12 protein-coding genes and 2 pseudogenes are annotated in these 12,775 nt (G+C 57.6%); 7 read left to right on the forward strand and 7 right to left on the reverse strand.

The genetic code is table 11. The features are described 5' to 3' along the window. Positions 1–6: 6 nt before the first annotated feature. Positions 7–571 (forward strand): annotated as a pseudogene (locus ASE89_RS06950) (recombinase family protein). Between the two features lie 592 nt (positions 572–1,163). After that, positions 1,164–1,568 (forward strand): lysozyme inhibitor LprI family protein, encoded by a 405-nt coding sequence (locus ASE89_RS21545; RefSeq protein WP_192007786.1) that lies wholly within the window; start codon positions 1,164–1,166, stop codon positions 1,566–1,568. Between the two features lie 1,810 nt (positions 1,569–3,378). On the opposite strand, the gene ASE89_RS20210 is transcribed toward ASE89_RS21545, so the two are convergent. The 7 genes and pseudogenes from ASE89_RS20210 to ASE89_RS06980 all read right to left on the reverse strand — a co-directional run bounded on the left by ASE89_RS20210 (position 3,379) and on the right by ASE89_RS06980 (position 7,750). Next, positions 3,379–3,795 (reverse strand): hypothetical protein, encoded by a 417-nt coding sequence (locus ASE89_RS20210; RefSeq protein ID WP_156363330.1) that lies wholly within the window; start codon positions 3,793–3,795, stop codon positions 3,379–3,381. A 191-nt stretch (positions 3,796–3,986) separates the two neighbouring features. Next, positions 3,987–4,481, reverse strand: a complete 495-nt coding sequence (locus tag ASE89_RS19625; RefSeq protein ID WP_082451311.1) for a MucR family transcriptional regulator — start codon at positions 4,479–4,481, stop codon at positions 3,987–3,989. A gap of 274 nt (positions 4,482–4,755) precedes the next feature. Continuing rightward, positions 4,756–5,312 (reverse strand): annotated as a pseudogene (locus ASE89_RS06960) (recombinase family protein). Between the two features lie 401 nt (positions 5,313–5,713). After that, the gene (locus tag ASE89_RS06965) at positions 5,714–6,184 is read right to left on the reverse strand and encodes a hypothetical protein (RefSeq protein ID WP_056675506.1); all 471 of its coding nucleotides are present in this window, start codon (positions 6,182–6,184) and stop codon (positions 5,714–5,716) included. Next, complete coding sequence (locus tag ASE89_RS06970) at positions 6,181–7,020, reverse strand: hypothetical protein (RefSeq protein WP_156363331.1); 840 nt, start codon at positions 7,018–7,020, stop codon at positions 6,181–6,183. The genes ASE89_RS06965 and ASE89_RS06970 overlap by 4 nt, the downstream gene beginning before the upstream one ends. Then, positions 7,017–7,235: a helix-turn-helix domain-containing protein gene (locus ASE89_RS06975; protein WP_056675512.1), complete on the reverse strand. Its 219-nt coding sequence runs from the start codon at positions 7,233–7,235 to the stop codon at positions 7,017–7,019. The genes ASE89_RS06970 and ASE89_RS06975 overlap by 4 nt, the downstream gene beginning before the upstream one ends. Further along, the gene (locus ASE89_RS06980; RefSeq protein ID WP_156363332.1) at positions 7,235–7,750 is read right to left on the reverse strand and encodes a DUF2975 domain-containing protein; all 516 of its coding nucleotides are present in this window, start codon (positions 7,748–7,750) and stop codon (positions 7,235–7,237) included. The genes ASE89_RS06975 and ASE89_RS06980 overlap by 1 nt, the downstream gene beginning before the upstream one ends. Before the next feature lie 485 nt (positions 7,751–8,235). Between ASE89_RS06980 and ASE89_RS20755 the strand changes: the two genes are divergently transcribed. The 5 genes from ASE89_RS20755 (at position 8,236) to ASE89_RS07000 (ending at position 12,691) form a co-directional block, all read left to right on the forward strand. Beyond that, a complete protein-coding gene (locus tag ASE89_RS20755; RefSeq protein ID WP_056675521.1) occupies positions 8,236–8,724 on the forward strand; it encodes a hypothetical protein in 489 nt (162 codons plus the stop codon). Beyond that, positions 8,712–8,915, forward strand: a complete 204-nt coding sequence (locus ASE89_RS19630) for a helix-turn-helix transcriptional regulator (RefSeq protein WP_082441315.1) — start codon at positions 8,712–8,714, stop codon at positions 8,913–8,915. Before ASE89_RS20755 ends, ASE89_RS19630 begins: the two co-directional genes overlap by 13 nt. A 919-nt stretch (positions 8,916–9,834) precedes the next feature. After that, entirely contained in the window at positions 9,835–9,969 is a 135-nt protein-coding gene (locus ASE89_RS21550) for a hypothetical protein (protein ID WP_443024343.1), read from the forward strand. 290 nt (positions 9,970–10,259) lie between these two features. After that, entirely contained in the window at positions 10,260–11,426 is a 1,167-nt protein-coding gene (locus ASE89_RS06995) for a hypothetical protein (protein ID WP_156363333.1), read from the forward strand. 458 nt (positions 11,427–11,884) lie between these two features. Beyond that, positions 11,885–12,691 carry a hypothetical protein gene (locus ASE89_RS07000; protein WP_056675526.1) on the forward strand — a complete coding sequence of 269 codons (807 nt, stop codon included), beginning with the start codon at positions 11,885–11,887 and terminating at the stop codon, positions 12,689–12,691. The last annotated feature ends 84 nt before the right edge of the window (positions 12,692–12,775 follow it).

Raw genomic sequence — 12,775 nt, forward strand, 5'->3', positions numbered from 1 at the left:
CCGCCATTGCCCTCGCCGCCACCGTCATCTTCTGGCTTTGATCAACGAGTCCTGACCCTAGCCCAGCAGCTCGCCCAGCTCGATGCGGCCGGCTGCACGAAGGTCTATCGCGAGAAGGTCAGCGGCGCGACTGCCGAGCGGCCCCAGCTCAAGCGCGCGATCGGCTCGCTCGATACCGGCGACGTGCTTATGGTGACGTCCACTGATCGCCTTGCCGTAATACCCGTGACCTGTTGAACATCCTCCATGCGGTGAAGGAAGCCGGTGCTGGCTTCCGCTCGATTGCGGAGCCAATGGTGGACACCACCTCGCAGTTTGCCGATGTCATCATTGCGGTGCTGGGGGTTGCCGCCAGCTATGAGCGCCATCGTATTACCGAGCGCACCGCTGCCGGCAGGGGCCAGGCCAAGGCCCGTGGCGTCAAGTTCGGCCGACGTGCTACCCTTCCCCTCACCAGCAGACAGAAGCGCCACAGCGGCTTGCAGCTGGCGACACGCAACGCACTGTCGCAGCGCTGTTCGACGTCGATCAGGCAACAATATCGCGGCTGCATCGAAATCAGGGACGCTAACAGCGGGGTGGCCTGTTTCTCCCGCGATACATGATGGTAGCGGTGGTCGGCTTTGATCGAGCATTCACGGCCACGCTCAACGAAAAACCGGTAGCATCGTGATAGTTAGCGAAGTGAAAACCAGGGCGGCGCTGAACGACAGAACGCTTTAGGCCAGATTTTTGAGCTTGCCTGTCATAATAACCGGCAACGTTAGCTAGGGTCGACGACGTTGAGAAGCTGTACCCCCGATAACAGCCAATGGCTTGATCGCGGAGCAGAAAGTTAGCCCCAGCCGGTGCCTTATAATTGAATGTTTCAGCCAATGCCGGCGATACAATGACGGCAGCGACGAGCAACGCTGCCAGTGGATTTGATAGGTTCATAATTTACTGCCCCCTGTTCCCTGTCGATCCTAACGGCAGATTTGACTGCTACAACGCATCGGAGATGTGCATCAAAATTCAGACCACGGTTCTGCCCTTCATCGTATGATGCAAAACTTGTGAGTTTTGCATCATTGGGAAACGATCTTCCGTTCTTGGTTTAGCGAGCTATCACTAGGATCTACTGATTAAGGAGAGAGCCTGTGCTGCCCCTTCTAGCGCTAGCGATGGTCGTCAGTGCCAGCCCTGATCCTGCTCCTTGCTCTGGTGCAACAACTACACAGGTGAACGACTGTCTCGCAGCTCGCTTCGGCGAGGCAGATGCTGATCTAAACCGCTATTACGACGTGGCAGTTCAGCGAGTTCGCAAAGACGGTGGGGAGCCTGTAGCCAAAGGTTTCATCCAAGCTCAACGGTCATGGCTATCGTATAGAGAATCTGAATGCGGTGCGATTTTTGAGAAGTATCGGGATGGCACAATCAGGACGAGCATGGAGGCCGGGTGCCGCATACGCCTAACGCGCTTACGGACTTATATGATCTGGCGTAACTGGCTGACTTATGCTGATAGCACGCCTCCCTTACTACCTCGCCCAGCCATCGATAGTGCACTGTCAGATGGTCGCGGATAGCTGAGGGTACGCGCTTTCACGGCATTATCGTTGATGCAAAAATTTTGATTTGTGCATCACGAATGGCCGGATGGGTGGAAAGCGGAATGGCGGCTTAGCGGCCGCCAGTGCCGTCCCGGAAGCCGCGTTCGAAGTCGTGAGTAGCGTCCTTCAAGCCAGCATATTGTGTGATCGCCACGAGGACGACAACTGCGGCAACCAAAAGGTGCCTTCTTCCAGTTCGGCGACGTTGATCGGAGGCGTTCATGGGATCAGTCCTCACTTGATAAGTCGCTTCATCCTATGCCTGCGTCAGATTGCAGGCAACCGAGGCTGCAGGCAGCATAGCCTTCCAGCCTCAATAAGCGACGGCTTTCCGGCACCGCGACAACCGTGCTGAACGGCGACAATGGGCGGTTTCGACCGTTGCAAAAGGGACCCCTTTTGCGACGCGACACAAGCCGTTATCGGTTTCGAATGTCGCAAAAGCAGCGACATTCGAGACGTTCGAAACTCAGCACTTCCGCGACAAGGCTATGTCCGCCTTTGCCCACTAGCGGACATTTCGTTCCCGAGATAAGTTACCGCCGTGGCGGCGAGGAACGAAGGCAATGAGGGCTGTATATTGGATACGCGGCCATAAGGCTCGTAGCGGCCTTGTTGTGCTTGCGCTGGCTAACCTCCTCTATTTGTTCTGGTGCACGACCACCGATGATCCAGCATCATCGATTTCGAAGTTCGTTACCCCGGTTCTGATTTTGTCGGTCGTATTTATGAAAAATGCGGAGAGCCGTAAGGGCAGCTAGCAATCTATTCTGGCCATGCCACTTACGCCGACTAGCGGACATCGGTTGGATCGGTCACTTTCGCAGCAGACTCCGCTACGAGGTTCTTAAGAATGATCTATCAAACAGACAGTCGAAGCCGGACGCGAGCGATCACCGTGTATGCGGTCCTGCTTTTCATAGGAGCGGCGCTAGGCTTTCTCGTGAGGTTTGGCGTGATCACCGATCATATCCTCTGGTAACAGCCTTCGACGACCGATCGAATGTCCGCTTCCCACCAAACCCGGACATTCAGGGCCGAAACGCATCAGATTTCTGCATCAAGCGATGCTACGATTCCCGCGGCTTCGAGCCTGATGCAGATCTTGTGAATTTTGCATCAAGTCGGATTTACCAGGCGGTTTTGAGTACCTCTGCGGCAGCGCTGCGTAGCAGGGGTTCGTTTAGCGACTGCACTTGGGGTCCAACGCGTTCAGCGAAGGGCATGAATGATCTTTGATCATTTTTCTGCATAGCGGTGCATGCTTGGCCAATCTCGGCGGCGCTGAGCGATTGCCAGCTACTGACCAAGTTCTTTTCCCACTCTGCGCTATGACGCTTAACGGCCGCGTCGATTGCCTGCGCAAGCTTCTGGTCACCCGAAGCCCCGTCCCGGGCCTTCACCATAGCGGCAGTCTGAGTTCGCCCAACTGCCATGGTCAGTATCGACCTGAACTGCTCGGCCGGCTTCATCAAGGCAACGAGGCCTTGCGCATCGCGAGTAGCGCACTGTGCAGACGCGTTGCCGCAGCTGGCGAGGGCTACCGACGCGGTAACGATCGTGAAAAGGCGTATCATACTCAAAGCATGCGCTTGAAGGGTTAGGATAAACTGAACGAATTCGGATTGCCTCCAACCCTCTTGAGCCCGCTGCGCTACTGTCAGGCCTGATGCAAAACTTTTGATTTTGCATCATTTTCGATAAGTGGTCGGCAGCGTTATCGAGGGGGCGTAGATGCCGGCGGTATTGATACAGGCGCCGGTGTGATGGTGCACATCCAACTTGGTCAGTCGCCTGCCTCATACATGATGTTGACGATTGCGTGGGACTTAGAGGCTTTCCTGCCCGGGTTTCCAGCCTGAAGTCGGAAGAAACTTACAAGCCCAAGGGCAACACCCCGTGCCTCTTCCGAACCAGCCGTATCGTCTGCAACTTTACATTTGACGAGGCGATCAACCACGATCGCACATTCCAGCACAACGCCCCAGCTCTGACCCAGCTTCTTCGCGCGGTCGAAACCTGCTTTTGAGGGGGGCACTTTAAAGACCAGATTGGGACCAAACTCGCGAGGACTGGACTGGCATTCTCTGCCATCACATAGCCAACCAATCGCATAAAAACTGCGGTTTTGAACAGTTTCGGACTTCTCGTGGGTGGGTGCGACCGAGGCCGCCAAGGCAGCGATTAATAAAGACGCGATCATCATGCAGTCCTTCGGGCCGCTTTTGTTCTAGAGAAGCAGTAGTGCCCTAGCTAGCTGCAAAAGGGACCACTTTTGCGACACGACACAAGCTGCCTTCGGTCAATTACTGTTGCAAAACTAGCGACATACGAGACGTCCCAAACTTGGCGAAGCCGAACGGAAACGGGGAGGGCTAGCCTCCCCGCTTTCGTTTATGCCTCCTCGGTTACCTTGGTTGCGCGAGGTTTGCGGGGAGCCTTAGAAGAATCATCAGTAGCCTTTTCGGCTGTCTGACCATGTTTGCGCCCCAAACCGATCGACTTTGCCATGGTCCGCCGTGCTTCCGAGTACGAAGGTGCGACCATAGGATAATCGGCCCTCAGGTTGTAGCGCTCTCGGTATTCCTCGGGTGTAAGGCTATTGCTCGACAGATGGCGGCGTAACGTCTTGTATGACTTGCCGTCGATCATCGAAATGATGTGATCGGGCGACGCCAGCGACTTACGTACCGTGACAGCAGGCTCATAAGCTTGTGCAGCTTCTTCCGGGGCTGCTGAATTAGCTGCTCCTGACAGTTGAGCGACAGCGGCATGCATTGACCGCAAAAAGGCAGGCACATCCTCGGCATTCGTGCGGGTGTTAGGATTGGCCAACCACGCAGCGGTCAGTTCAGCGGCCAACTCGACCGCGTTGATATCATCGTCCATTATAATCTCTGTCTCTTTGGGGGGCGCATGCAACTAGGTTCAATTGCTCCGATGTTCAAGACAAACAGATATTTAACGACGAATCGATCCGTTTGCGGAAAGCTTACTAAATTGCCGTTCAATGATCCATCTTGGGACGCACCGCATATAATGAGGCACGAGTTGCCGGTCGTTTGGTGCCGTGATTACGGCATATCACTTAGGATGAGCGACCCTGCAGAGCCTATTCTCGATAGCCGTGTGTTCCTCGGACAGACTGCTTGATGCGATCGAGTTAGGTCTTCGCGGGTGCGGTCCAGCCGATCCGGCTCAGCGTGCCGATTAGCGTCGAGCGCGGTACCTTAAAGGTTCGACAGACAGATGCCTTGCTGGCCCCACCATTCAGCGCGGCTGTAATCCGTTCGAGGATTTCGGTATCGATCATCGGCGGGCGGCCACCCTGGCGTCCGCGACGCTTTGCCGCAGCAAGCGCGCGCTCATACTGTGCAAGTGCGCCAAAGAGGGAGAACAGCAGTTCGCCGTGCGGCGTGGTCGTATCCATCTGCTCGGTTAGCGACCGGAACGCGATACCGCGCGTCTTCAGATCGGTGACGATCGCCAGTAGGTGCGGCAGCGAGCGTCCAAGCCGGTCGAGCTTCCACACGATTAGCGTGTCGCCTGGGTTCAGATAATCGAGGCAGGCTTTCAGTCCTGGCCGATCGTCACGTGCGCCAGATGCTTTGTCGGTATGAAAATGACGATGATCGACGCCGGCTGCGACTAGCGCGTCCGCTGAAGGTGGACCGTCTGGCGATCGTCGGCCGACGAGACCCGCATATATCCAACCAGCATGTACGACAAACCCCCGAAAGCACGTTCTCGAACCCTCTATCAAAGCGACAGGGTTTGTCGAACAACCTGACCGAAGGCGGCATTTATGCGGCAGCGGCCAAGACTAGAAGTGTCGTAAATCATGTGTTTTCCGACAATGCGCGTTGGGCAGTAGACGCTGAAAAGTGGTCGGGCCTTTCCCGTCTAACGTCGGTCATAGCGAGAAAAGTCGGCCGCTTTTGAAAGCGGACATTTCGAACCGGGATCTTGACACTGAGTGCTTCGCAAAAATGTGTGGAGCCTGCGGCAGCTTCACAACCGACCGAGACTGTTGAAAAACGGCTGCCTGCGAAGAGGCGGGAGGCGTGATTCACTCCTGAAAGGCGTCGGAGGATCACGAACATGATGGGCAACCTTTTGTTTTAGGCCGCGAGCGACAGCCCCGCCCTATCCTCATCGTCGTTCACGGGAGAAGAGTAACTGCGGCGCCGATTGCGGCGAACCCGTCGAGCCTTACCCTTTGTAAGTGCAGCAGAGCGAAAAGGAAGGATCGCATGTGCCGCTGAGACGCTCACTCGGCGTATTGCCCCCCATGCTACTGCTAAACCAGTAGTCGCCTCAATGACGGTGCTGATTTCGAAGGTTGTAAGCCAAATGGTTAAGTCAGGGACGGCCAGGCCCGCCATGCGGATTCGATCACCGTCTTCGGCAGTTACGTGCAAGACGATCAATAACAGAACGGCGATCGCAATCGCGACGTTGCCCCGTGTAAGGCGGTTTGCCGCAACGGCGGGTAGCTGCACCATCACATTGTGCAGCGAGCGCCCGATCTGCGTGTCCCCGGCCACGATCAAAGCTGCCCAGCAGATCAAGAACAGAACTATCGGCGTCATATAACCGCACTCCGTTTTGCGCCTTCAAGGATATGAACATCTGACCGGTTCAGATCACTAGGATGCACCGTCCACCCCCGCCAGGTCAGCCCGGTTCTCACTCCGACAAACATTGCAGAGCCAACCAGCGCTGCAAATAGTCCGACCCACAGTGCATCGAAGAGCATGAGCATCCACACGATCGGCAGGGGTTGTCCCAAAGCCAGCTTGTGGTTTGCCATGTGGAGCGCCTGCGACGGCGTGAATGCCACAGCGACCAGCACGCTGAGCATGATCGCGGCGGGCAGCAGCGACGTCATAGCGCGCTTTGGCGTCACGGACCCGTCCTCCACTAACGCGCCAATGACGTAGATCAGAAAGCCCCCCTGAATCACGGCAGAAACGATCTGAAGAGGTATATTGATTACGGGTGACAAGCCTTGCTTGCCCAGCCAGGCAAACGGCCACGCAAAAGCGAACCCTATGATCAATCCCGCCGCGACGCGTAGCAGAGTTGCTGGCGGGACCAGTAGTGTTTGAGGGATCGACCTCACTGACCAGAACCGCGCGACAGCGAGCATGGCGATCATGAACCCTGCCACCTTTACGTAGCCAAAACCCCAGCGAAGTGGATCGTTAGCAAGCGCGCGGAAACGCCCGGCGGAGTCGAACATACCTAGATGGATCTCTGCGACATGCTGCATGAATTCCGGCAGCACAGCGATCCCCAGGATCAGCGGCGCGGTCACGATCGTCCGCCCGCCATGCTGATAAGTTTCGAGCACGGCGCGCCCTACACCACGTAGCGCGCTGCCGATCCCCCTTCGCGTTCCGGCTTTCTCCGCAAGTTCGATCAATCCGTTTCCCCCATTTGCGTGAAACTCAGGATGTCACCCGGCTGACAGTCGAGCACCTCGTAGATTGCCTCCAGGGTCAAGAAGCGGATCGCCTTCGCTTTGCCAGTCTTCAGGATCGATAGGTTTGCCATCGTGATATCGACCGCCTGCGATAGCTCGGTCAACGTTATCCGCCGAGCCGCCAGCATGTCGTCGAGTGTGACGACGACGGGCATCAGACGGTCATTGCCAGATCGTCACGCATCGCCGCACCGACGCGGAACACACGGGCAAGCACGAAGAGCATCACCACGCCGATCCAGCCGGTAAAGCCGGGAACCCATGTTGCGTGATCAATACCAAGACGATCAAGCGCGAACACGATCGCACCGAATGCGAGATCAAGCACCTGGATCGCGAACAAAGCCCAGCCAATCCGCTGAAGCCGATCTGCGTTGGCGACGATGAACGGGTCGCCCGCGCGCACCGTTTCCATAATCGACAACAGGCGGCTGAAGAGCTGGTAGACCGCGAGGCAGACGACAATGCTGAGCATGCCTGTGGCCCGCAGCAAGGCGATCGTCTCAGTTACATGGCGGCCGTGATATTTTGCAGAAATCTGCGCGTACAACGCGTCGCCGAACACGAACGAAAGGATGATTGCGATCACAAAACCGAATGCCACCACCCAGTTCAGCCAGTGCGCGAACCGTACCAATCCGTTTGCGACGACAAGAATACGATCCTGCACACAGCGCTCCGTTTATCGAAAAACGATATGTATCGTTTTTCGATAAACCGTCAACTGTCTTGGGAGGCAGGACAATGCCCGATCGGGCATTATCAGTTTGGGCGAACGCTGAACCCAGAGAGCGTCTGCATTCCGCATCGGACTATAAGAATTACTGTGGTTCAGGCTCAAAACAGCAGCAATTCCGACACTCCGGCCAAGCCGTGATGAGGACATTTACCACTGACAGACCGGGCCAATTAGCGCTGATATCTGCGGTTTTCGCGAAGCCCAACGCCTTCTCAAAATTTGATCGATTCCAAGAGAGCTGACGCGCTCTTGATGCAAAAATCAAAAGTTTTGCATCACAGGACCGGCTCAAATTGCGAACTATGATTCCTGAAGGGTAGCGTCGCTCACGCGAGAAAACCGCTCCTACGAGTCAAACATACTTGACTCAAAATGTCGCGTATGTTTGACATTTTGCAGAAGCGTAGGGGAAGCAGATGTACGAGTTCACTCACCGTGGGGCCGGGGTCAATTGGGCGGCTTTAGATCAAAAGAGCCGACGCCTTGTGTCTGGGAGTATGGCTAGCGCCGTGGTGGCCGTTATGCCGCTTTTCAAATGGACCGCTGACGCTGCACGCCGAGTGGGTATCGAGTTTCAAGGCGCAATGCCCATTGAAGGCACCGCTGTTTCGACTCCTTCCCTCTATCTGCCTGCCGCTTGGGTCATGGCCTGGGTAATCGGCTTTGCTGCCTTATCTGGTCTGCTATGGTGGCGCATGAGCATCCGGCAGGATGAACTGTTTCATCGAGTGCAGAACTGGTCGCTCGGCATGAGTGGCGCGTGGACTGCCGCTGCCCTTACAGTGTGGGGCCTGTTAGATATGACCGGGATTAGCCCGCCCATACAGGGGCCTGCCCCCCTAATCCTGTTCTCAGCGCTCACGATCTTGTTCGGCCGGACGGCTGCGCGCAAATGGGCGTCCTAACTCGCCTCCCGGAACACCGGGCTGAATCGAACTTCACGCAGGCTGGATTGGCAACGCTCGTTGGCGTTTCCAGACAAACAATCAACTCAATCGAGACAGGTCGGTTTGAGCCTAGTTTGTCATTGGCGCTCAAGCTGGCCCATCTATTCAACGTGCCCGTAGAGAACCTTTTTAGCCTTCCGGAAAATTAAACATCGGCGGTACTGCTGCTGTGCTGATGCAAAATCACAATCTTTGCATAAGCGATCAGTCGCTTGACGATGCCGTGTGTGGGGCCGCAAACTGCTGGGCATGCCGTGATTGAAGGATCTAATGATGTTTTTGACATTCGCGCTACTGCTAGCTGCGCCACAAGGATGCATCGACACAAAGCGGGAATGCCGCGCCTGTACGATAACTGATGGCAAGCAGCGCTGCTCAAACCCCGGCATCGCTTGTCAGCCTTTGACACGGATATGCCGTCCAAAGAGCAACATGACAGTGGCGGAACGACTTAAAGCGGCAAAGCCAAGCCGCAGCTGATTTTTGCGGTGCTGGTGCAAAATTCACGGATTGCGCATCAGCCGATGAACTGCAGCAAAACGCGGGATCCGGCGATGCAAAACACCGATGCATCCGGGATACCCGTTCAGCCGGTTTCCTGGGGTCCGGCCTCTAAGACCGAAGGTCCGCTTTCCACCAATCGCGGACATCGGTTTGATCGTCCACCTTTACGCAGATGCTGCTACGAAGCGATCAGACATGAGCTACCAGACCGACAGTCGAAGCCGAACACGAGCCATCGCCGTATACGGGGTCGGTTACGGCTAAGGGCGAAATGACACCCTAAGTGGTGGTGCTCTTGGGCCAGAGGTATTCGCTGGTGAGTAGGATGTGCGCCCAACCGGCTGTCGGGCTGAGGGTGTCGGTAGTCGCGATAAGCGGCATGACCTTCGAGGTCGATACGCCGCACGGCCGGATGATGGCAACGATCCTGGCTGGCATCGCGCAGTTCGAGCGCGACATGCTGAGCGAGCGAGTTCGCTCCGGACTCGCCGCGGCACGGGCGCGGGGCCGGAAGCTTGGGCGGCAGGTCGGCGACCGCCCTAAGTCCGACGCTTGGTACCCAAAGTGCTGGCGCTCATTGCCGAGGGCCGCTGTTATCGCTGGATCGCCCGCGATCTCAGTCTCAGCAAGAACGCCGTCGCTGCGATCGTCGGGCGGGCGCGGATGGAGACGGCTCCCTATATCGAAACGGCTGAATAAGCGGTACCCTCCGGATATCATTGAGAGCGGCATTCAGACACTTCTCGCCCTTTGAACTGGCCCGAAGCTTGACCAAAAGGAGTCTTGTGATTGACCTATCAGCAGGGGCTTCGAGCAGGGGCCGGTCGAGACAAACTGATGCCGACTAGACGTGCGTTGGAAGACGATCCATCTTCGGCATCGGGATTATGAGGAGCAGCCGAATGAGAGTGGCTATAGGGCTGGCAATCATCTTTGCTACGCCGCTTTGGGCGCAAGTGCCCCAGCCCGGTGGCCCGGTGGTTACTGCAATGGCTGCGTACGACAATGGTCGCTATTTAGAAGCAACCGACAAACTCGCCGCTGCCGCGTTCGATACGCACGGTAAAGCCACTGACGAATACGCGTTCCAGATGTGGGAGCAGGTCAGCTCGGCGGTCACCAACGAGCTTGATCTGGCAACGCTCGACAAGTCTCGGCCGCCTAGACCTGCTGACACCGATTGGGACAAGGCAATCGCGGGTTCAGTCGGGCGTGACGCGATCGCGGAGATTGTTCGCCGGGCGCGAGACACGGGCATCGTGATCCTCAATGAAGCGCATAGCCACCCGCGCGATCGTGCCTTTGCCTGGCGGGTCGCGCAGGCGCTGCGCCCGTTGGGCTATTCGGTGCTTGCGGCGGAGACGTTCGACAACGAACCCCCTTATGCTGGTCAGCCGACCCTTGTGGAACGGCTCGCCCACGATCGCTTCGTCCGGATCAGCACCGGCTTCTATACCCGTGACCCGGTATATGCCGCGTTTCTGCGCAACGCACTCGCTATCGGTTACGAGCCGGTGTCATATGAACAGAACAGACTACAGCGGCCCAAGGGACGTCTCCCACGACGCCAAAGCATCGAAGCGCGAGAACAGGCCGAGGCGGATAATCTAACCGCAATCCACCGGCGCCTGCCTACAGCCAAGCTTCTGATCTATGTAGGCCACAGCCACGTTGCCGAGGCAGCGCTTGATGAAGATAACGGTGGCAAGATCGAGTGGATGGCCGCACGGCTAAAGCGAATGACCGGCATTAACCCGCTGACAATCGACCAGACCACCGTGACCGAGGTGCCCGCCTCTACTCGCCAGTCTTATTATATGGCAGCCGCGCGCGTGAAAAATAGCGACGGTATCCTGTTCGAGGGCGACCGGCCGTTGGTGCTCGGGCAATATGCCGGGGCGGTTGACCTGCAAGTCGTCCACCCTCGACGCACCTATCGCTATGGCCGTCCTACCTGGTTAGGCGATCTTGGTGGCGAACCGTTATCCATTCCCAAGACGCTTATTCCAACCGATGGACACCGACTCGTCCAAGTTTTTGCTGCAACCGCACCTACCGATGCGGTTCCGCTAGATCAGTTTGTCGTCCGCGCCGGATCGCCCCCCGCCATGCTAATTGCCCCCCGGGGGCCGGTCCGTTTCGTCACCCAACCATGACAGCGACGGATCTATTCACGTGTCTAGACGGGCTCGACCGGCCTACCATTCGGCTTAGGGTGTCATTTTGCCCTTAGCCGGGACCGACCCCTATACGTGGCCCTTCTTTGCGTTGGCGCGGCGCTAGGCTTCCTTGTCAGGCTCGACGTGATTACTGACCATATCCTCTAATAGCAGCGGCCGACGGCCGTTCGAAGGTCCGCAATCCACCAAGTCGTGCCGTTCTGAGGCTCCTGGGCCGACCCACTCACTCCGAAGTCGACCGACTACGATCCGACGTCTGACAAGCATGCTCGGCAGCCTCAGCCGCTAGCACGAACAACGCGTCGCCAAGACGTCCTCAAGCGTGAGCCCCTGCCAAGGTGATCGGTTTCAGAGCGCCTTAACTTGATAGAACAATGCTTGACGCAAATCCCCATGCATCCGATGGTAATTGAAATCGCAGGGAGAGCGCACCGATGAAGCTGCTTGTTACGGGCATTGCCCTGATCGTGCTCGCCGGATGCAGCCGCGCCCCGGAGGGCAGCGCAGGGGAGCCCGACGTCGCCGGCAACGCGATCGCTGGCGTGGCATTCGACTACAGCTATTCCTTGGTCTTGCCCTCGACGCGCATAGGGGATCTGCAGGAGGACCATGCCCGAGCGTGCGAAAGCCTCGGTACCGCGCGCTGTCGCATAACAGGGTTACGTTATAGCGTTGACCGCCAAGGCGACGTGAACGCCAGCTTGGCGGTCAAGGTCGCGGCGTCGATCGCCCGGACCTTTGGCCGCGACGGCGTCAAGCGTGCCGAGAGCATGGGCGCGACACTAACCGGCGTCGACATCAGCGGTACCGACGTTGCCTCCGAGGCAGCCGTCACGACCCTTCAACAGGCCGATTTGGACAGCGACCGTGCGCGCATCACGCGGGAACTCGCGCGCGTTGACCTCTCGCCACGCGAGCGCACTGAGCTTCTCCGTCAGCAGGCGGCGCTTGCAGAACCCGTTCGTGCCGCCGCGGCCCAAGCGGCGACGCAGCGCGAGAGCCTGGCCAACACGCCGATGACCTTCGCGTATCGGACCGGCCGGGGAACGGGGTTGGTCGACCGGTTCCGCGATGCCGGCGATACCGCGCTGGGCTCGATCGGCCTGACGCTCGCCGCTCTGCTCTGGGTCGTAGCCGGACTTGGGCCGCCATTCCTCGTGCTAGCGCTTGTACTCCTGTTTTGGCGTCGATGGGGCCGTCGTAGGTGGGGTGCACTAGTCGAGCGCCCCGACCCTTCATGACGGTCTTGACCGTCAGGTTGCTCCCCTAACGTCTCGGTCCTTCCGAAAGGGGCCGGGCCGCCTCCCGCCAATTCCGGGCATTCG

Source organism: Sphingomonas sp. Leaf30 (assembly GCF_001422525.1).
GTDB classification, from domain to species: Bacteria; Pseudomonadota; Alphaproteobacteria; order Sphingomonadales; family Sphingomonadaceae; genus Sphingomonas; species Sphingomonas aerolata.

Coding starts and splice junctions, on each gene's coding strand:
- ASE89_RS19625 (WP_082451311.1), bottom strand. CDS start 4,481: ATGGACGATGATATCAACGCGGTCGAGTTGGCCGCTGAACTGACCGCT.
- ASE89_RS06975 (WP_056675512.1), bottom strand. CDS start 7,235: ATGCCCGTCGTCGTCACACTCGACGACATGCTGGCGGCTCGGCGGATA.
- ASE89_RS20210 (WP_156363330.1), bottom strand. CDS start 3,795: ATGATCGCGTCTTTATTAATCGCTGCCTTGGCGGCCTCGGTCGCACCC.
- ASE89_RS07000 (WP_056675526.1), top strand. CDS start 11,885: ATGAAGCTGCTTGTTACGGGCATTGCCCTGATCGTGCTCGCCGGATGC.
- ASE89_RS06965 (WP_056675506.1), bottom strand. CDS start 6,184: ATGACGCCGATAGTTCTGTTCTTGATCTGCTGGGCAGCTTTGATCGTG.
- ASE89_RS19630 (WP_082441315.1), top strand. CDS start 8,712: ATGGGCGTCCTAACTCGCCTCCCGGAACACCGGGCTGAATCGAACTTC.
- ASE89_RS20755 (WP_056675521.1), top strand. CDS start 8,236: ATGTACGAGTTCACTCACCGTGGGGCCGGGGTCAATTGGGCGGCTTTA.
- ASE89_RS06995 (WP_156363333.1), top strand. CDS start 10,260: ATGGCTGCGTACGACAATGGTCGCTATTTAGAAGCAACCGACAAACTC.
- ASE89_RS21545 (WP_192007786.1), top strand. CDS start 1,164: ATGGTCGTCAGTGCCAGCCCTGATCCTGCTCCTTGCTCTGGTGCAACA.